Consider the following 17,538-nt stretch of genomic DNA (forward strand, 5'->3'; position numbering starts at 1 on the left):
TGTATTTAAACCATCGATTTCAAAATCGCCTAAAGATAAAATAAACGAACGAATTAAGTAACATACGCAGGTTAAATTAGTTCGATGATACTCGTCATTTTTACAATTAAATATCCATTCTATAAACAAACTCTATCCGGCAGAACTAAAAATATTTATCACCATTATTTTGCAGTTACCAGAATTAAAATTTATAATTGCAGTGTACTATCATACTAATACACTTAATCTGATTATAAGTTTCAGCATAACTAAATATCTCTTAAAATGAAAAAGTTACTTCTTTTAATCTCGTTTTTTTTAATCGTCGTTTATGGCTTTTGTCAGGATTCTGATCCAACTCAGGACAACAAACCCTCTAAAGCAAAACTGGATACTGCATTTAACGCGGGCTCCAAAATTTTTATAACTCATATCTCTCCTACCCAAATTGAAGACCTTACTGCTTTAGGAAAAGTTTGGGGATTTTTAAAATACCACCATCCAGCCATTTCAACCGGAAATTATAATTGGGATTATGAATTGTTTAGGGTTATGCCAAAAATATTAAACAGTAAATCAAAAACGGAAAGAAATGAAGTATTATCAAAATGGATTAACTCATTAGGCACCTTTATACCTGCCAGTAAGGTTACCAATAAAGCCGAAGTAAGGTACAAGCCAGATTTTGGCTGGTTTAATACTTCGGGATTTGATCAGACTCTAATTGCCCAGCTAAATACCATTAAAGCCGCCGAAAGACCGGATGACAATTACTACGTAAAATTATACGATGAGGAAACACCCGCCGCGATTTTTAAAAATGAATCGCCTTATTTAGAACCAACCTATCCCGATGCAGGATTTCGCATTTTAGCCTTATACAGGTTTTGGAACATATTCGAATACTTTGCACCCTACAAAAGCTTAACCGATAAACCGTGGAGCAGTATTTTAAAAGAATATTTACCCAGATTTATTGCAGCCAAAGACGAGCTTAACTATAAATTAGCCATCTCGGCTCTAAATTCAGAAATTCAGGATACCCATTCTGATGTGAGGCAAAATAACGTAACCCTAATTGCCTATGATGGCCTGTTTAAACCCAATATTGAGCTTGTATTTATTAATAAAAAACCTGTTGTTAAATATAGCAATGATGAAATTATTGGTTTAAATGATGCTTTAAAGAAAGGAGATGTGATTGAAAAAATAAATAATGTTCCGGTGGATGAAGTAATAAAATCGAAAATCCAATACATTACAGCATCGAACTATCCAACGTTACTTAGAAAACTTGCGCCAAAATTATTAAGAACAAACGATTCTACCCTTAACATAAGCTATTTACGTGATAATAAAGCTGGAAGTACGATTGTAAAATGTTATACGGTATACAAGATTAATTATAAAAAACCCGCTCAACCGATTGATACTGGATTTAAAATTATTAATGATATCGCCTATATAAATCCAGGTATTTTGGATGTAAAACAAATTCCGTTGATTATGCCTCAGGTGGCAAAATCAAAAGCCCTTATTATAGATTTAAGAACCTATCCAAAGCAAACGATGTTTGTATGGGTAATTGGCAAATATCTTTTTAGCCAGCCAATGGATTTTGCCAGATATACGGCTGCAAGCGTTAAAACACCAGGATTATTCACGTATCTATCTGATGATTACATGAAAAACATCAGAATTGGTGAAACTAAAAACGATAATTATAAAGGTAAATTAATTGTTTTAATTAATGAGGAGACTCAGAGCCTGGCAGAATTGTCGGTAATGGCTTTAAGAACCAGGCCAAATACCATAGTTATTGGCTCTCAAACTGCTGGAGCGGATGGATCTGTTGGCATGCAGATTCCATTTCCCGGTGGATTAAGCACCGCTTTTACCCAAATAGGTGTTTACCACCTTAATGGAAAAGAAACACAAAGAATCGGAATTATTCCCGATATTGAGGTACATCAAACCGTTGAAGGCATTAAAACAGATAAAGATGATGTACTTGAAAAAGCACTTTCATTAGCCACAAAAAACTAAGAAAAGATTCTTGATAAAATTAAACCATGATTCGAATTAAAAATTTAACCTTCGGTTATCAAAAACAGGAAACTGTACTCGAAAACCTAAATTTAGAAATAAAGCCCGGCCATATTTATGGTTTATTAGGGCCTAACGGATCAGGAAAAAGCAGTCTTCTGCATCAAATTTGTGGTCTAATTTTCCCTAAATCCGGTTACATTGAGGTTATTGGTGAAATTCCTTCCAAAAGAACAACGTCGTTCTTGCAATCTATTTATTTACTGCCGGAAGAGGTGGATACACCACAAATTTCTATCAAAAACTATTTAAAGATCAATAAGCCGTTTTATCCTGCTTTTGATACAGCTTTATTTAACAAACTCCTTACTGAATTTGAAATTTTTCAAAGTGCAAAGCTCCATCAGTTAAGTTATGGGCAACAGAAAAAGGCAATGATTGCATTTGCCATTGCTGCACAAACTAAAATATTAATTATGGATGAGCCCACAAACGGCTTAGACATTCCTTCCAAAAGGCAGTTCAGAAAAATTATGGCAGGGATTCTACAAGAAGACCAAATCATCATAATCAGCACTCACCAGGTTCGGGATTTAGATCAGCTTATCGATTATGTTTTAATCCTCGACGATAAGAAAATCCTGCTTCATGAATCTGTAGATGCCATTACTGAAAAACTGGTATTTAAACAGGTTATGAAACTGGATGATTTTAATAAACCTTTTTACGTAGAAGGTGGCTTAAAAGGCTACGTTATTGTAACTAAAAATATGGAACAGGAGCATTCAAAACTGGATATGGAGCTTTTCTTCAATGCCGTTTTATCGGAAAAAAAACAAATTCTCCCAATATTTAACCGCCAATAACTATGCAATTCTCTTTTCCTCGTTTTTTTAATCTGTTTACCAAGCAATGGTCAGAAAATAAAAAACTTTATTTTCTGAGTATAATTGCGCTTCCTGTTATTTTGGCTACGCTTACCCTTCTATTTCCTATAACGGATAGTCGGTTGACCAGCGAAGTACAAAACATGATTTTTAGTTTCGGACTTTTTATTATTGGTTCCATTTTTACGAGTTCGCTATTAAGTGTATATGCACCAAAAGCAACAAGTATTCGCAATTTAATGTTGCCCGTTTCTCCGCTCGAAAAACTTTTAGTTGCAATTGTATATGGCATCATAATTTTCCCATTAGTGTACTTTGCTCTTGGATATCCTACTATGCAACTTGTTCATAAAATAGATACCGAAGGTTTTGGAAACCTCAATAAATCGCTTTCGCTCAATACAAGGAATATAAAAATTATGCTCTGTATTTTTTTAATGGCTCAATCGTTTGTTTTACATTGCTCTTTATATTTTAAAAAGTTCATATTTCTAAAAGTGTTTCTTTCCTTTGCCATTATTATTTTAGTTTTTAACACCTTAAATGGATTGATGATCAAAAGCATCTATTCTAACGAGCAGCCTACCGAGTTCTCTGCTTTATACAAGAAAAAAACTGGTTTATCAGATGCGACCCTTAAAAAAAGTAATTTTGAAAGTGATGCTGATAATGGCACTTTATTCTCTGATCTTGTTTTTAAAAACAAGTACGCAGACAACAATAAAATTAGGGTTGATGATAAAGACAGCTGGATTCCTGCTTCTTTATGTATTATTATTTTCACATTATTGCTCGTGGCAACTTTATTTAAGTTGAAAGAAACTCAATTGTAAGGCGCATGGATTTTAATAATACACAAGCAATTTACCTGCAAATAGCAGATTATGTTAGCGATCAGATTCTGGTTAAAAAGTGGCTGCCTGACGAAAAAATTCCATCGGTTAGAGAATTGGCTATAAATCTTGAAGTTAACCCCAACACCGTAATGCGATCTTACGAGTACCTGCAAAATTTAAACATCATTTATACAAAAAGAGGCATGGGCTATTTCGTTCATCATCAGGCTGCAGAATTGCTTAATAAACTTAAAAAAGAACAGTTTTTAAAAGAAGAACTTCCAATTTTTTTTCGCAAAATGTATGTAATGGGTATAGAATTATCTGATCTTGACATTGATTTTGAAAAATTCAAACAACAAAACAAGACTACAAAATAGGCCTTATGAAAACGAGCTATAGAATATTAATTGTGCTTATTATTTTAATTGTGCTGAGCTTATCAGGATTTAACTTGCTGATGAAATCAAAGTATAAAAAAGGAGATTTTGCAGAAGAATTGTTGCCGCAAAAAAATGGATGGAAAGCTGAAATGACATTTAAAGAAGTACCTGCTTTTAAACATCTTGTTATTAATGGCGCTATACAGACATCAGAAAACAAAGAAATGCTATGGAATCCGATTTACTTAGTTAACAGCAGTGCCAATCAAAAAAACTCGATTGGCATCCTTAAATTTCTTGAACCCCTTTTGAAATACCAGATAAGTAGCGATACCTTATACCTAACTTTAGAAAAAAACAGGATTAATGAAAAAACATTGTCCAATACAATTTATGACCCAACGTTTTTTTTAACTGTACAATCACTTCAATCCGTAACCATAAAAAACGGTACTTGCAGAATTGATTCTTTAGTTGCAAATCAATCTTTTAAAATCAACACCCAGAATAACTCTAAATTCCTGATCAACTATCTTAAAACAGATAATCTTTATCTGGATGCAAGTGGAAATTCGGGCATTACCATTAGCAATACCTGGCTACTTCATAATCCTATTACGCCAAAGCAGAAGCAATCTTTTTTCATAGCAAATCTCTATTACCATGTGAAACGTCCGGCGGCTGTTTATGTAGAAGACACTAAACGATTCGGAAAAATTCTTTCAACGGGCCCAAAAGGAAATCAACTTGAAATCAGAAATGAAAAATTGAAAATAATCGAGGAATAAAAATCTCCGTTTTTAATTGCTCTAATATCTTAATCGTAGCCACGAATTGATTCCTGGTCTATTCCAAAAGATTCAGTAAAGCCTAAAATGATGAACACCTTATTTTTTTTAAGATTTAGGTTACTTATAAGACTAACCATTCAACATTCTCAAAAGGTTTATTCTGGACGCGCCTAAAACTTCTTTTTGTTTTCTATGTTATAAATTTTATGCTTGGTGGCATAATCTCAAACCTATAACTATACACCTATGAAAAATCAGATTTTATACGCTTCCTTATTTTCTTCTGTAATTTTATTAAGTTGTCAATCAAACTCCAGTTCGCAACAACAAACAGCAGTAAAAACGGAGACTGGAGAATTAAACCTTCCTGCACCCGATACAAAAGCTTCCAAAAACAAATTCAGTAAGGTAATTGGCTGGCCAGACGGTAAAACACCTGTTGCTCCTGAAGGCTTTGTGGTTACAAAGTTTGCATCGGGCATTAAAAGTCCTCGAAATATGATTATTGCCCCTAATGGAGATGTATTAGTTGTATTGTCAAACTCTGAAAGAAGTAAAGCCGAAGCGGCTGTAAATGCAATCTCTGGCAAATCGAAATCAGAAGTACCCGGACAAAGTGCTAATACCATTTTGCTATATCGCGATGCAAATAAAGATGGCGTGCCAGAAACTACAACTACATTTTTATCAGGCTTAAATCAACCTTATGGAATGGCCTTTATAGGAAACTCATTTTATGTTGCCAATACAGATGGTGTTTGGCAGTATCCCTATACAACTGGTGAAACTAAAATCAGCGGAACGGGTAAAAAGATTTTAAGCTTACCTGCCGGAGGTTACAACAACCACTGGACACGTAACTTAATTACCAATGCCGATCAGACAAAAATTTACGTAACCGTTGGTTCTGGCAGTAATGTGGCAGAACATGGCCTTGAAAACGAAGTTAGAAGAGCCAATATTTTAGAAATAAATCCGGACGGCAGCGGAGAAAAAATTTATGCCAGTGGTTTACGAAATCCTGTTGGGGTAGATTGGGCACCCGGCACGAATACCTTATGGACAGCAGTAAATGAACGTGATGAACTTGGCGATGACCTTGTTCCTGATTACATTACCAGTGTTAAACCTGGAGCATTTTATGGCTGGCCCTTTTCTTATTACGGCCAAAATGAAGACCCGAGGATGAAAGGAAAAAATCCCGAAATGGTAAAAAAAGCCATCGTTCCTGATGTTCCGGTTGGTGCACATACAGCCTCTTTAGGATTAGCGTTTTATAAAGCCACTAAATTTCCGGCAAAATATCAGGGTGGAGCTTTTATAGGGCAACATGGTTCCTGGAACCGATCAGAGATTTCAGGCTATAAAGTAGCCTTTGTCCCTTTTAAAGATGGGAAGCCAACAGGCAAACCGGAAGATTTTTTAACAGGATTTGTGGCTGATGCGGATAAAGCAGAAGTATACGGCAGACCAGTGGGCGTAACCTTAACACAAGACGGGGCACTATTAGTAGCCGATGATGTAAGCGGGGTGATTTGGAGAATTTCAGCTAAATAGAAAACAGTAATAAATTTACAATATTTCAGAATGCATACCTTTATAGGTATGCATTTTTTTAAAAGCCCTATTTTGAAATCGACCTTCATATTACTCTTCCTGGTTTTTTGTTTATTTAATGCGTTTTCTCAAAATATCCCATCAGATACGCTGAAATTAAACGAGGTTACGGTTAAAGGGTATTACAACAAACAACCCATCCTCCGATCGGTATCCGCTGTATCTGTGGTGGATAGCAATTTAATCAGAAATCAACAAAACAGCTCTTTAATTGGTGTTTTCAGTACTGTACCCGGCGTTAGAATGGAAGAACGTTCTCCAGGCAGTTATCGTTTATCTCTGCGTGGGAGTTTGCTAAGGTCTCCCTTCGGCATCAGGAACATCAAAATTTATGTTAACAATTTCCCTTTAACCGGCGCAGATGGGAATACCTATTTAAATGCTTTAGATGTAATTGCTACCGGCACTTTAGAAATTTATAAAGGACCAGAAGCCAGTATTTTTGGGGCTAACACTGGTGGGGCTATTTTAATTTCAACACCTGATTTAACTCAAAATAAAATGGAGGTGTCTTTAACTGCCGGTTCCTTTGGTTTACTACACCAAACCGCGAGTATCACACGTAATTTTAAAAATTATCGGTTTAGTTTTACTCAAGGCTACCAGAAAAGCAATGGTTACCGAGAAAACAGCGCTTTAAACCGTAAATATTTTCAAACTACGCAACAATGGAAATACAGCCAGGCGGGAACTTTAGATCTCTTTGCCTTTTATAGTGATTTAAGTTATCAAACTCCGGGCGGATTAACAGCGGAACAGGTAGCACAAAATCCGGAATTAGCACGACCTGCAACATCCAAAATACCGGGTGCCATCACTCAACAGGCGGCTATTTATAATAAAACAACGTTTGGAGGCCTTTCAAACACTTATCAAATCAGCGACAAATTTAAACATGTTATCTCATTCTTCACCTCCTATACCGATTTCAAAAACCCCTTTATAACCAATTATGAAAAAAGGTATGAAAGTACGTTGGGGCTTAGAACTTTTTTAGAATTTGCAACAACCGGTCAAGATATGAATTGGAATGTGCAGGCAGGATTGGAAAGTTCAGGTACAAAAAGCCAGATTAAAAATTTTAATAACAATGCTGGTTCTCCTGCTGCAATGCAAGCATATGACCATTTAAAAGCCAATCAGGATTTTGCCTTTATACGTGTAAATTTCGATCTGAACCGTAAGCTATTAATTGAGTTATCATCCAGTCTAAATTTCTTTAACTATAAATATGAGCGTTTCTACCCTGTTTCTATAGCAGTAAAACAAAGAAAATTCAGGGAGCAGTTTATGCCTAAAATCGCAGCTTCTTACCTCATCAATCCCGAATTTTCTGTAAGAGCATCTGTGAGCAAGGGCTACTCTCCTCCTACCACGGCAGAAGTTCGCCCGTCAGGCAATGTTATAAATAATGATTTACAGGCCGAATCTGGCTGGAATTATGAAACAGGTCTAAGATTTAAAACATTATCTAACCGTTTTTACGCCAATGTAAATATCTTTCAATATGAATTAAAAGATGCAATTGTAAGACGACAAAAGGATGTTGATACAGAATACTTTATAAATGCAGGAGGAACAAAACAGCAAGGTTTAGAGTTGGAGACAACCCTATTAATTTTCAGAAATACGAATGTTTTTCTAAATAATTTATATTTCAGAAATGGTTACACTTATTCGCATTTTAGGTTTAGGAATTTTGTAAATGATACCGGAAATTATAGTGGAAATAAATTAACCGGTGTTCCTGAACATACTTTGACAAGCAGTTTAGAATTTCAATTTAATAGGGGCATTTATTTTTTCGCACAGCATAATTATACTTCTGCAATTCCATTAAATGATGCAAATACAGTGTTTGCCAACCGATACCATATTGTAGAAATGAAGGCGGGAATAAGATCATTGAAAATTGAAAAAGCCCAACTTGATGTTTTCGCCGGCATTAATAACCTATTTAATGAAAAGTATAGTTTAGGGAACGACCTGAACGCAGCAAACGACAGATATTTTAACCCTGCTGCAGGAATTAATTTTTACACCGGTTTTTCTATAAAGCTATAGTTTTAACTAAAAGAGCCTGATATTAATCTATCGGGCCCTTTTAGCAATTCTTTTTAATTTACGATTTCAGGTGCTTTAAAAGAAATCTCCTGAACTATAATTTCTGTGGTGTATCGCTTGCTGCCGTCTTTAGCTTCATAGCTGCCACATTGTAACCTACCTTCGACTGTGATTTTTGTACCTTTTTTAATTTGCACTTCAGCTAAATCAGCTTTAGCATTCCAAAAGATTAAGGTGAACCATTGCGTCTTTTTTACTTCTTCGCCCGAAGAATTTTTGTAATTTTCGTTTACAGCGAGATTTACCCTCGCCAGTTTTAGGTTTCCTGTAAGTTTTTTCACTTCTACGTCTGCTCCTGCAAAACCACTTAATACTACTTTGTTTGTTGCGCTTCCCATGATCTTTTAATTTAAGTTTCTAATTATTTAACGACCAGTAATTCTCTTGACTACCGACATTACAAAGGTGGGGAGGAACCAAAAAGTTACCCGTATAATAAATAGTTATAGTCGTTTATAAACGTTTAAAAACGGAAAACATACAATTACAGCGTTAAAACGAAGATTTTTTTTCTAAAAAAGAAAAATATTTTTACTACTTTTAGGGCATCCCATAGAATATAAATAATTGTATATATTATGGATCGCTTATGCCTTGATTGCGCATTACCTTTGAAAGGCCGTGCTGATAAAAAATTCTGTAACGATTTATGTCGCAATAACTACAACAACCGTTTAAAAAGCGGTGATAGCGCCATATTGAAAAGAATAAACTTCATCCTTAGAAAAAACCGCACTATTCTTTCAAAGCTCAACCCTAAATCAAAAATTAAAATTCAAAGGAAAGAATTATTAACTGCTGGATTTAATTTCGATTATCATACCCATACCTATCAGGCTCAAAATGGAAATTTCTATGTATTCTGTTACGAATATGGTTATTTATCAATAAGCCAGGAAGAATTTTTACTGGTTAAAAGAGAAGAATCTTTGTGGTTGTCTTAATTCAGAAATTCACATGTCAACAGATAGATTTATCCTATTTTTGGCTAATCCAACTGTCGTTTAAATAAAACAGCATTAATCAGCATTTTCGGTAAAAATTATTAATTTTCTACATCGGTTTCATCGATGCTATTTTTGATCTTTGATACAGCGTTTGATAAAACTTGACCAAGTTGAATTAACGAAACCATTTGCCTCCCCATAAACACAAGATAATTGGGTAACCCTTAAAAATAATTATACGGATGAAAATATATGCTGAAACAGAAAGACTACTATTAAGAGCGTTACAGCCAGAAGATGCAGAAGGAATATTCGAACTGGATTCTGACCCTGAAGTGCATCAATACTTAGGGAAAAAGACGATAAAAACTGTTGAAGAGGGCATGCAAAATATTGATTATATCCGCAAACAATATATAGAAAACGGCATTGGCCGCTGGGCAGTTATTGAGAAGGAAACCAAGCAATTTATAGGTTGGTCGGGATTAAAACTCATTACAGAATTAACCAACAATCATATCAATTATTACGATTTAGGCTATCGGCTAATGAAGAAATATTGGGGCAAAGGTTACGCAACAGAATCGGCTGAAGCTTCGATTAATTACGCCTTTAACAAGCTGAATATCAATGAAGTATATGCAATTGCTGATATTAATAACCAGGCATCTATTAATGTACTGGAAAAAGTTGGATTACAGCGGATCAATACTTTCGACTATGAGGGTGAGCCTCATTATTGGTTAAAGATTGAGAAACATAAATAGTTTATTAAATATATATTCTAATTTTGGCGTCTTAAATACATCAGATATGGAAGTAAAAGATAGCAACGGTAATATTTTAAACGAAGGTGATTCAGTAACTGTAATTAAAACCTTAAAGGTTAAAGGAATGGCATCCGACATTAAAATGGGAACTGCTGTAAAAAACATCAGGTTAACTAATGATCCCGGTGCTATTGAAGGCCGTGTAAACGGCACTGTTTTAGTTCTTAAAACCATGTTCTTAAAAAAGAAAAACTAATTATAGCCCAAAAACATACCATTATTTATTTGTAAAGCCATTTATACCCCTGGTATTGGATTAATTTTTGCTGATTAAAAGCAAAAATCGTTAACTATGAAAAATCTATTTATCTGTGGGCTTATCATTTGCTTATTTAGTGCCTGCCTCGAAAAAATTGATCCTTCTACATTAACCAATACCAAATGGGAATTGGCAGAATTACCAGGTAAAAAATTACCAGAAACAAAAGCAACTCTAAATTTTGGTGAAGGACTAAAAATTAGTGGAAAATCGTTCTGCAATAACTATGGAGGCCAGGGCGAAATAACAGACAATAAATTTGTGCTTAAAAATATTTTTGGAACAAAAATGTTCTGCCAGGAAACGGATGATTTAGAACGTGCCTATTTAACAGCACTGAACGAAACAACTCATGCAAAATTAATAGATGGCAAGTTGCATTTATTAAATGGAGACAAGACGATTTTAGTTTTTAACAAATTAGCACCGTAAATTAACATTATAATAAGCCCGCGACAAACTATTTTTAGTATTTTCGGACTTTTTATGTTTACCTAACAAAGGATGCAATTATCAATTAAAAGAGATTTAAAATTCTTTTTCTCTACCGCAAGAAAGGCCTTTATTTTATTCCAAAAAAACGACCCCTTGCGTTTAGCTGGTGCAACAGCTTTTTTTACCAACTTTGCCCTTCCTCCTATTTTAATTATCCTGATCCGATTGTTTGGAATGTTTACCGACAGGCGCTTATTGGTGACTCACCTTTTTGAACGCCTGGCAAATATTTTAGACGATAGCAGTATTGCGCAAATCAGGCTTACGTTAAGAAATATTAGGGGAATAGACCAAGCCTGGTATGTTACTTTGTTTAGTTTTATCTTTTTTCTATTTGTTGCCACCACATTATTTAATGTGATTAAAAATTCGTTAGAACAAATCTGGAATATAGGTAAAGAGGGGGGCAAAGGGATTTTAGATACGCTAAAATCAAGGGCAATTTCTGTTACGATTATTTTGCTTGCCGGGATTTTATTTTTTATTGGTTTACTTGCCGATAGTGTACAGGCAATTATTGGTTCTTTTATTAATACAAATTCCAGATCTTTTGAATTGGTTATGACATCCGTTATCAACCAGCTTGTTTTTGTGGTTATTGTAACCACCTGGTTTACCATTTTATTCAGGTTTTTAACCAATGGAAGGCCAACCTGGAAAGCTGCTGTATCAGGTGGATTACTAACGGGCTGCCTTTTTACTGCAGGAAAATACATCCTGCGCATTTTACTTCCTTTAAGCAATATTGGCAACATCTACGGATCAGCAGGGTCTATAATTGTAATTATGCTTTTTGTATTTTACTCTTCATTGATCTTTTATTTCGGAGCTTCTTACATTAAGGCGTTAAGTGAGCAAAAAGAAACGCCAATTGTTCCAAAAAATGGAGCCTTTGCCTACGAATTAACCCAAATAGAACACGAGGTTAAATAAATAAAAAGCGGGCAAACCATGTTATTGATTTGCCCGCTTTATTTTAACTGTTGCATTACTTTAATGCATTTACTTTTTCGTAACCCTGCATTTCAAATACAGCCAGTTTATTTAATAAATTGTAATGTAATGTACCAAACAGGTTTACCAAACCTTCGTTACTTTTGCCTTCTATCCACACCGTTTCTTTAACCACTTCGCTGTTTTGATGAGATTGATTATTAAAAATTGTTTCCTCATCTTTAATAATCAAATCATTTACATCAATCCGGAATTGATTAAGCAAGGCGATAAAATTCTGGCCTTTTAATAATAATTCTTTTAGATTCATAGGGCTGACATTTTGATTAGATTTATTTTGTTAAATACAATAATTAGTCCAAATCAGCTCTACAGATTCAAAATGTTGATAACTTACAAAATCCTGTAACCCAAACCTATAGTAAATAGATTTAGTTTAGTACCAGGATAACCTGCCTTATTTATTTTAGATAATCCAAGTTCGTAACGGGCATCAAAACTGAGCTTTTTTATATCCAGTCCAGCACCAAATTGCCACGAAATGCCTTGGTCTTTAAAGTCGGCCTTAAAAACATTTCCTGCCGCCTGGCTAAAACTTTGTTTATCATCTAAAATTAAGGAGAACATTGGTCCGGTGTTTAACCTTAGTCCAATTCCTGCAGCTCCAAATTTAGTACCGATTAACAAGGGCACATCCAAACTTGTAAAACGAACAGAGTTAACCTGACCATTTGCATCTACCAAATTTGTCTTTTTGCCAGATACATATAATTCAGGCTGGAAATAAACACCAGCTGCACCTACCCTTGCCCAAAGCCCACCATAAAAACCTGTCCGGTTATCGCTGCTAAAAGTGTTTTCTGTATCAAACTTCGAAAAATTTGCTCCGGCTTTAACGCCCAGTTGAAAAGTTGGTAAAATCTGCGCGCTTGCACAGAAGCCTATAAATAAACAGGCAAGGGTGATGTAGATCGATTTCATAAATTAAAATGTTTTGGTTTAATAATTAACTCGTAGCGTCGTTAATAGCTTGTTGCTCTTTTAAGGCATCTACGTTGTTCTTATCACCAAAGTTACTCGTTTTATCTGCAAAATAATCTAAAATCGAAACAATTGTATCCAGGTTATCTGCCAAACGCTGGTGCATATCTGGTAAATCTTTCTCCAGTCTTTTATCACCAAGTTCGATATTATCTACTTCTATCTTACCGATTTTTTGAATCAGTGCTTGCTGAGAGTTCTGTAAATCTTCCAATTCACGCACAATCTTTTCCATTAATTCAAACTTTTTTAAAGTATTCATAAGTTTCTGTTTTAAAATTTATACTAACAACAGTAACCAATAACCCGGCCAATTTGTTTTTTTCCATAAAAAATCCATCGATAAATTTGGATTCCACGAAAACAACTAATAAATTAGTTTAAAATTATACGAATATGAAAACGCCCTTCCTATTGTTGTCTTTCTGGTTTTTAGTCCTTTCTGCCCTCGGCCAAACCAGTACAAATGTTGATAAAGAAAAACTCTACGACTTTTATCAAACGCAACGTTATGCTGAAGCTGCACAATATTTAAAAGCAATTTATGGTGAGGAAGTAACCGATTTTAAGGCCATTACACAATTAGGTTACTGCTTTATAATGGCTGGCAATTATGTTGAAGCTGAAAAGTATTATTCTAAAGCATACCAGCAACAGCCTCAAAATCTTCCCATCTTATTTAGTATGGCGAGTATAAACTCCAGGCGGGGTAATAACGACAAGGCCAAAACATATTACAAGGAAATTGTTAAAATAGATAGTAATAATTTTAATGTTTATAAGCAACTGGCTAATTTATATCCTGTAGCTACCGATAGCTTACGTTTATTATACCTGCAAAAGGCAAATAAGCTAAACCCCGTGGAAGGTGATGTTGCTTACGACCTTGCAGATTCTTACCAAAAGCTAAAAAACAACCTGATGGCCTATAATACACTTAATACCGCAATTGCAGCCGATTCAGGAAACCTGATTTTACAAAGAGCAAAGCTTCCTGTTGCCAATGCATTAAAAAAATATGATGAAGTTATTAAAACAGGAGAAAAACTGTTAAAAGATGGTGCTGATGGTAATGTACTGAAAGATGTAGCTATGGCTTACTACTATACCAAAAAATATGAGAAAACCATTAGTATGCTTAAACTTTTAGAAACCTTCAGTATGCAAAATGAAGCAACCTTATACTATACAACTCTAAGCTACAGAAAGCTTAAAGATTATAAAAATGCGGGCACTTATGCAAAGAAAACCATCGAAGAGGGCATTTCAACCAATACATCAAACTATTATGATTTACTTGGGCTTATTTACGATGAAAATAACCAGCTCAACCTGGCCACCGCTGCATACAAAAAGGGATTGCAATACAAGGTAAATCCAAGCATTTATTATCATTTAGGTTTACTTTACGACCTTAAATATAAAAACAAGAAAAATGCTTTGAGTTATTATAACCTGTACCTTAAAAACAAACCCGATGTTGAAAGAGATGCAGAGGAAATTAAATATACCAGGGGCCGAATTGATCAGCTAAACCAAACCGATTAGCTTAAATTTTCAAATACAGGTTTAACATTATCCCAAAAATCATCCAGGGCTATTATTCTTGGTTTAAAGAAAGAGATAAGCTCGGGCCAGTGTTGCCTGTTGTAGATATTTACGCCCTTTAATTCAATAAAAATCTGGCTTACGGTTTTTCCGTATTCATCAGTAAAATTTAGGCTCCAATCCCATTCTTCGTTCATGGTATTGGTTAGCATAAGTTTAAATTCTTCAAACTGATTGAAAATCAGATGGCGAATCCCTTCATCAGGATGCGCAAGCTGAATGGCAATAGATGCTTTTTTTTGATCTACATCCATTTTAAAAAAAATGTGCTTAACCCCGGTTTTGTAATTCATCCAGTTCACGGTAGATCCGCTTGCCGAAGGAACGGGTTTCATGTATTGCCCAAAACTAATCCAGAATTGCTGACGTAATCTTGCGGCTTCTTCTTTACTGTACATTTAATCTTATTGAATTTGAAACTGGAAACTACATGCTGGTATAAGCCTGGGTAAATTAAAGGGATTGCAACGGCATCCCGATTTTTCACCAGAAATAGCGGGAACTCACTTTAATTGAAAAACTGCATTTGCTTTTCAAATATAACCATGCATAAACTATTTGTTTCCCATTAAACGGGCAACATATTTACCAATGATGTCAAACTCAAGGTTTACCGTATCACCAACCTCAACTTCGTGTAAATTGGTATGTTCAAAAGTATATGGAATAATAAACACTGAAAATTCATCGGTAGCAGAATTTACAACCGTTAAACTAATACCGTTAACACAAGCAGAGCCTTTTTCTACAGTTACATTACCTGCAGAGGCATCGTACTTAAAGCGATATTCCCAGCTGCCATCCAGTTCTGCTCTTTTTATGCAGGTTGCAGTTTGATCTACATGTCCTTGCACAATATGACCATCCAAACGGGCATTCATTTGCATACAACGTTCTAAATTAACTTTGCTGCCTACTTTTAAACTGTTTAAATTAGTTTTATTAAGGGTCTCCTCTATAGCTGTAACGGTATGCATATCTTCCGTTAAGGCCACAACCGTTAAACAAACACCATTATGTGCAACACTCTGGTCTATTTTAAGCTCGTGGCTAATGGCTGATGAAATGGTGTAATGAACGTTGGTATGTTCATTTCTGATGGCAGTAATTTCACCAAGGGTTTCTATAATTCCGGTAAACATGTTATTTATGGTTGGTTCATTAAAGTAAAGACCGACCTTTATAATTGATCTTTGAAAAAGCCTTCCTGCAATGACGTAATGGTTATTAGTACTTTAATCTATTTTTTCTCCAGTCTGATGAGTTTTTAACCACCTGATTATTAACTTTCAGGCCATCGTCTTTCTGAAATAATTTTGCGGCAATTACCGCCGCAATTAAAGCTTCGGTTTCATCTTCAGCTTTTAAACTCCCTGCGTTGAAATACTTACTTACAAAATGAGTATCAAACCGGCCTGTTTTAAATGCGTCGTGCTGCATTACAAAAGTACCAAAACCTAAAGTAGTTTCTATCCCGGTAATCTCATATTCTTCAATTGCCCGCACCATACGCTCAATTGCCTCTTCCCTATCTTTGCCAAAAGTGATCAATTTTGCAATCATCGGATCGTAGTAAATCGGAATTTCCATGCCCTGCTCAAAACCATCATCTACCCTTACACCGTTTCCTTTGGGGGTTTTATAGGTTTGCAAAGTACCTATATCCGGCAGGAAGTTATTATTCGGATCTTCAGCATAAACCCTTAGTTCAATAGCATGTCCGTTTATTTTCAGATCTTCCTGGCTAAAACTTAGCGGTTCGCCCGAGGCAATTTTAATCTGTTCTTTTACCAGGTCTATACCTGTTATTAATTCGGTAACCGGATGTTCTACCTGCAAGCGCGTGTTCATTTCCAAAAAGAAAAAATCCAGGTTTTCATCCAGGATAAACTCCACCGTTCCTGCTCCGGTATAATTTACAGATCGGGCAACATCTACTGCACACTTACCCATTTCCTGCCTGATTTTTTCTGTAAGTACCGATGATGGAGCTTCTTCAATAACCTTTTGATGCCGGCGCTGAACAGAGCATTCTCTTTCAAAAAGATGCACAATGTTACCATGATTATCTCCTAAAACCTGAATTTCGATGTGGCGGGGTGAAGTAACATACCGTTCGATAAACACAGAACCATCGCCAAAAGCAGAAGTTGCTTCACTAACGGCCAGTTGCATTTGTTCTTCAAAATCCTCCACTTTTTCAACAATGCGCATACCCTTACCACCACCACCTGCGGCCGCTTTTATTAAAATAGGAAAACCCACCTCAACTGCTCTCTCCTTGGCTTCGTTTACATTGGTAATGGCTTCTTCGGTACCCGGAACCATTGGAATATTGTACTTTAAAGCCGCTGCTTTCGCCGAAAGTTTATTACCCATAATTTCCATCGCCTGGGGCGAAGGGCCAATTAAAATCAGTCCGGCATCTGCCACCATTTTAGCAAAACCTGCATTTTCAGATAAAAATCCGTAGCCCGGGTGTATGGCTTCTGCGCCCGTTTGTTGGCAGGCTTCAATAATCTTTTCGCCAAGTAAATAAGATTGATTGGACGGTGCCGGTCCAATGCAAATCGCTTCATCTGCATAACGTACATGCAGGGCATTACGATCGGCTTCAGAAAATACAGCAACTGTTTTTATATTCATTTCGCGGGCCGAGCGCATAATGCGTAAGGCAATTTCTCCGCGATTGGCAATCAGAATTTTTCTCATAATTAATTAACAGGTACAATGTAGAT

At 35.5% G+C, this 17,538-nt stretch carries 20 protein-coding genes; 13 read left to right on the forward strand and 7 right to left on the reverse strand.

Going from position 1 to position 17,538, the window contains the following annotated elements:
- Nucleotides 1-267 precede the first annotated feature (267 nt).
- The 7 genes from R2Q77_RS12075 (at nucleotide 268) to R2Q77_RS12105 (ending at nucleotide 8,606) form a co-directional block, all read left to right on the forward strand.
- Complete coding sequence (locus R2Q77_RS12075; RefSeq protein ID WP_316803978.1) at nucleotides 268-2,028, forward strand: S41 family peptidase; 1,761 nt, start codon at nucleotides 268-270, stop codon at nucleotides 2,026-2,028.
- A 26-nt stretch (nucleotides 2,029-2,054) separates the two neighbouring features.
- On the forward strand, nucleotides 2,055-2,894 hold the full coding sequence (locus R2Q77_RS12080; protein WP_316803979.1) for an ABC transporter ATP-binding protein: 840 nt from the start codon (nucleotides 2,055-2,057) through the stop codon (nucleotides 2,892-2,894).
- A gap of 2 nt (nucleotides 2,895-2,896) precedes the next feature.
- On the forward strand, nucleotides 2,897-3,748 hold the full coding sequence (locus R2Q77_RS12085) for a hypothetical protein (RefSeq protein WP_316803980.1): 852 nt from the start codon (nucleotides 2,897-2,899) through the stop codon (nucleotides 3,746-3,748).
- Nucleotides 3,749-3,753: 5 nt separating this feature from the next.
- Entirely contained in the window at nucleotides 3,754-4,131 is a 378-nt protein-coding gene (locus R2Q77_RS12090; protein ID WP_316803981.1) for a GntR family transcriptional regulator, read from the forward strand.
- A gap of 5 nt (nucleotides 4,132-4,136) precedes the next feature.
- On the forward strand, nucleotides 4,137-4,922 hold the full coding sequence (locus tag R2Q77_RS12095; protein ID WP_316803982.1) for a DUF2807 domain-containing protein: 786 nt from the start codon (nucleotides 4,137-4,139) through the stop codon (nucleotides 4,920-4,922).
- A gap of 249 nt (nucleotides 4,923-5,171) precedes the next feature.
- Entirely contained in the window at nucleotides 5,172-6,482 is a 1,311-nt protein-coding gene (locus R2Q77_RS12100; protein ID WP_316803983.1) for a sorbosone dehydrogenase family protein, read from the forward strand.
- Nucleotides 6,483-6,554: 72 nt separating this feature from the next.
- A complete protein-coding gene (locus tag R2Q77_RS12105) occupies nucleotides 6,555-8,606 on the forward strand; it encodes a TonB-dependent receptor (RefSeq protein WP_316803984.1) in 2,052 nt (683 codons plus the stop codon).
- Between the two features lie 53 nt (nucleotides 8,607-8,659).
- On the opposite strand, the gene R2Q77_RS12110 is transcribed toward R2Q77_RS12105, so the two are convergent.
- On the reverse strand, nucleotides 8,660-9,004 hold the full coding sequence (locus R2Q77_RS12110) for a single-stranded DNA-binding protein (RefSeq protein WP_316803985.1): 345 nt from the start codon (nucleotides 9,002-9,004) through the stop codon (nucleotides 8,660-8,662).
- Nucleotides 9,005-9,244: 240 nt separating this feature from the next.
- On the opposite strand from R2Q77_RS12110, the gene R2Q77_RS12115 reads away from it, so the two are divergent.
- From R2Q77_RS12115 to R2Q77_RS12135, 5 genes are all read left to right on the forward strand, one after another.
- Entirely contained in the window at nucleotides 9,245-9,610 is a 366-nt protein-coding gene (locus tag R2Q77_RS12115; RefSeq protein ID WP_316803986.1) for a hypothetical protein, read from the forward strand.
- Between the two features lie 245 nt (nucleotides 9,611-9,855).
- Entirely contained in the window at nucleotides 9,856-10,380 is a 525-nt protein-coding gene (locus R2Q77_RS12120) for a GNAT family N-acetyltransferase (RefSeq protein ID WP_316803987.1), read from the forward strand.
- A gap of 46 nt (nucleotides 10,381-10,426) precedes the next feature.
- The gene (locus R2Q77_RS12125; RefSeq protein WP_131535847.1) at nucleotides 10,427-10,639 is read left to right on the forward strand and encodes an alkylphosphonate utilization protein; all 213 of its coding nucleotides are present in this window, start codon (nucleotides 10,427-10,429) and stop codon (nucleotides 10,637-10,639) included.
- A gap of 96 nt (nucleotides 10,640-10,735) precedes the next feature.
- A complete protein-coding gene (locus R2Q77_RS12130; RefSeq protein ID WP_316803988.1) occupies nucleotides 10,736-11,134 on the forward strand; it encodes an META domain-containing protein in 399 nt (132 codons plus the stop codon).
- Between the two features lie 72 nt (nucleotides 11,135-11,206).
- Nucleotides 11,207-12,130: a YihY/virulence factor BrkB family protein gene (locus R2Q77_RS12135; RefSeq protein WP_316803989.1), complete on the forward strand. Its 924-nt coding sequence runs from the start codon at nucleotides 11,207-11,209 to the stop codon at nucleotides 12,128-12,130.
- A 55-nt stretch (nucleotides 12,131-12,185) separates the two neighbouring features.
- Here the strand turns inward: R2Q77_RS12135 and R2Q77_RS12140 are convergent, their stop codons facing one another.
- The 3 genes from R2Q77_RS12140 to R2Q77_RS12150 form a co-directional block, all read right to left on the reverse strand.
- The gene (locus tag R2Q77_RS12140) at nucleotides 12,186-12,461 is read right to left on the reverse strand and encodes a hypothetical protein (protein WP_316803990.1); all 276 of its coding nucleotides are present in this window, start codon (nucleotides 12,459-12,461) and stop codon (nucleotides 12,186-12,188) included.
- 83 nt (nucleotides 12,462-12,544) lie between these two features.
- Nucleotides 12,545-13,132, reverse strand: a complete 588-nt coding sequence (locus R2Q77_RS12145; RefSeq protein ID WP_316803991.1) for a porin family protein — start codon at nucleotides 13,130-13,132, stop codon at nucleotides 12,545-12,547.
- Nucleotides 13,133-13,157: 25 nt separating this feature from the next.
- Nucleotides 13,158-13,454 (reverse strand): hypothetical protein, encoded by a 297-nt coding sequence (locus R2Q77_RS12150; RefSeq protein ID WP_131535852.1) that lies wholly within the window; start codon nucleotides 13,452-13,454, stop codon nucleotides 13,158-13,160.
- Between the two features lie 134 nt (nucleotides 13,455-13,588).
- Between R2Q77_RS12150 and R2Q77_RS12155 the strand changes: the two genes are divergently transcribed.
- Complete coding sequence (locus tag R2Q77_RS12155; RefSeq protein ID WP_316803992.1) at nucleotides 13,589-14,740, forward strand: tetratricopeptide repeat protein; 1,152 nt, start codon at nucleotides 13,589-13,591, stop codon at nucleotides 14,738-14,740.
- On the opposite strand, the gene R2Q77_RS12160 is transcribed toward R2Q77_RS12155, so the two are convergent.
- The 3 genes from R2Q77_RS12160 to accC all read right to left on the reverse strand — a co-directional run bounded on the left by R2Q77_RS12160 (nucleotide 14,737) and on the right by accC (nucleotide 17,512).
- Nucleotides 14,737-15,198, reverse strand: a complete 462-nt coding sequence (locus R2Q77_RS12160) for a DUF4268 domain-containing protein (RefSeq protein WP_316803993.1) — start codon at nucleotides 15,196-15,198, stop codon at nucleotides 14,737-14,739. The genes R2Q77_RS12155 and R2Q77_RS12160 overlap by 4 nt on opposite strands.
- 156 nt (nucleotides 15,199-15,354) lie before the next feature.
- Nucleotides 15,355-15,942 carry a riboflavin synthase gene (locus tag R2Q77_RS12165; protein ID WP_316803994.1) on the reverse strand — a complete coding sequence of 196 codons (588 nt, stop codon included), beginning with the start codon at nucleotides 15,940-15,942 and terminating at the stop codon, nucleotides 15,355-15,357.
- A gap of 85 nt (nucleotides 15,943-16,027) precedes the next feature.
- Nucleotides 16,028-17,512: an acetyl-CoA carboxylase biotin carboxylase subunit gene (gene accC, locus R2Q77_RS12170; protein ID WP_316803995.1), complete on the reverse strand. Its 1,485-nt coding sequence runs from the start codon at nucleotides 17,510-17,512 to the stop codon at nucleotides 16,028-16,030.
- Nucleotides 17,513-17,538 lie beyond the last annotated feature (26 nt).

The sequence above is a fragment of the Pedobacter nototheniae genome (assembly GCF_032678625.1).
GTDB classification, from domain to species: domain Bacteria; phylum Bacteroidota; class Bacteroidia; order Sphingobacteriales; family Sphingobacteriaceae; genus Pedobacter; species Pedobacter nototheniae_A.

Excerpts from the sequence above, each read along its gene's own strand:
- R2Q77_RS12075 (WP_316803978.1), top strand. The coding sequence starts at position 268 with ATGAAAAAGTTACTTCTTTTAATCTCGTTTTTTTTAATCGTCGTTTAT.
- R2Q77_RS12080 (WP_316803979.1), top strand. The coding sequence starts at position 2,055 with ATGATTCGAATTAAAAATTTAACCTTCGGTTATCAAAAACAGGAAACT.
- R2Q77_RS12085 (WP_316803980.1), top strand. The coding sequence starts at position 2,897 with ATGCAATTCTCTTTTCCTCGTTTTTTTAATCTGTTTACCAAGCAATGG.
- R2Q77_RS12090 (WP_316803981.1), top strand. The coding sequence starts at position 3,754 with ATGGATTTTAATAATACACAAGCAATTTACCTGCAAATAGCAGATTAT.
- R2Q77_RS12095 (WP_316803982.1), top strand. The coding sequence starts at position 4,137 with ATGAAAACGAGCTATAGAATATTAATTGTGCTTATTATTTTAATTGTG.
- R2Q77_RS12100 (WP_316803983.1), top strand. The coding sequence starts at position 5,172 with ATGAAAAATCAGATTTTATACGCTTCCTTATTTTCTTCTGTAATTTTA.
- R2Q77_RS12110 (WP_316803985.1), bottom strand. The coding sequence starts at position 9,004 with ATGGGAAGCGCAACAAACAAAGTAGTATTAAGTGGTTTTGCAGGAGCA.
- R2Q77_RS12115 (WP_316803986.1), top strand. The coding sequence starts at position 9,245 with ATGGATCGCTTATGCCTTGATTGCGCATTACCTTTGAAAGGCCGTGCT.
- R2Q77_RS12120 (WP_316803987.1), top strand. The coding sequence starts at position 9,856 with ATGAAAATATATGCTGAAACAGAAAGACTACTATTAAGAGCGTTACAG.
- R2Q77_RS12125 (WP_131535847.1), top strand. The coding sequence starts at position 10,427 with ATGGAAGTAAAAGATAGCAACGGTAATATTTTAAACGAAGGTGATTCA.
- R2Q77_RS12130 (WP_316803988.1), top strand. The coding sequence starts at position 10,736 with ATGAAAAATCTATTTATCTGTGGGCTTATCATTTGCTTATTTAGTGCC.
- R2Q77_RS12135 (WP_316803989.1), top strand. The coding sequence starts at position 11,207 with ATGCAATTATCAATTAAAAGAGATTTAAAATTCTTTTTCTCTACCGCA.
- R2Q77_RS12140 (WP_316803990.1), bottom strand. The coding sequence starts at position 12,461 with ATGAATCTAAAAGAATTATTATTAAAAGGCCAGAATTTTATCGCCTTG.
- R2Q77_RS12145 (WP_316803991.1), bottom strand. The coding sequence starts at position 13,132 with ATGAAATCGATCTACATCACCCTTGCCTGTTTATTTATAGGCTTCTGT.
- R2Q77_RS12150 (WP_131535852.1), bottom strand. The coding sequence starts at position 13,454 with ATGAATACTTTAAAAAAGTTTGAATTAATGGAAAAGATTGTGCGTGAA.
- R2Q77_RS12155 (WP_316803992.1), top strand. The coding sequence starts at position 13,589 with ATGAAAACGCCCTTCCTATTGTTGTCTTTCTGGTTTTTAGTCCTTTCT.
- R2Q77_RS12160 (WP_316803993.1), bottom strand. The coding sequence starts at position 15,198 with ATGTACAGTAAAGAAGAAGCCGCAAGATTACGTCAGCAATTCTGGATT.
- R2Q77_RS12165 (WP_316803994.1), bottom strand. The coding sequence starts at position 15,942 with ATGTTTACCGGAATTATAGAAACCCTTGGTGAAATTACTGCCATCAGA.
- accC (WP_316803995.1), bottom strand. The coding sequence starts at position 17,512 with ATGAGAAAAATTCTGATTGCCAATCGCGGAGAAATTGCCTTACGCATT.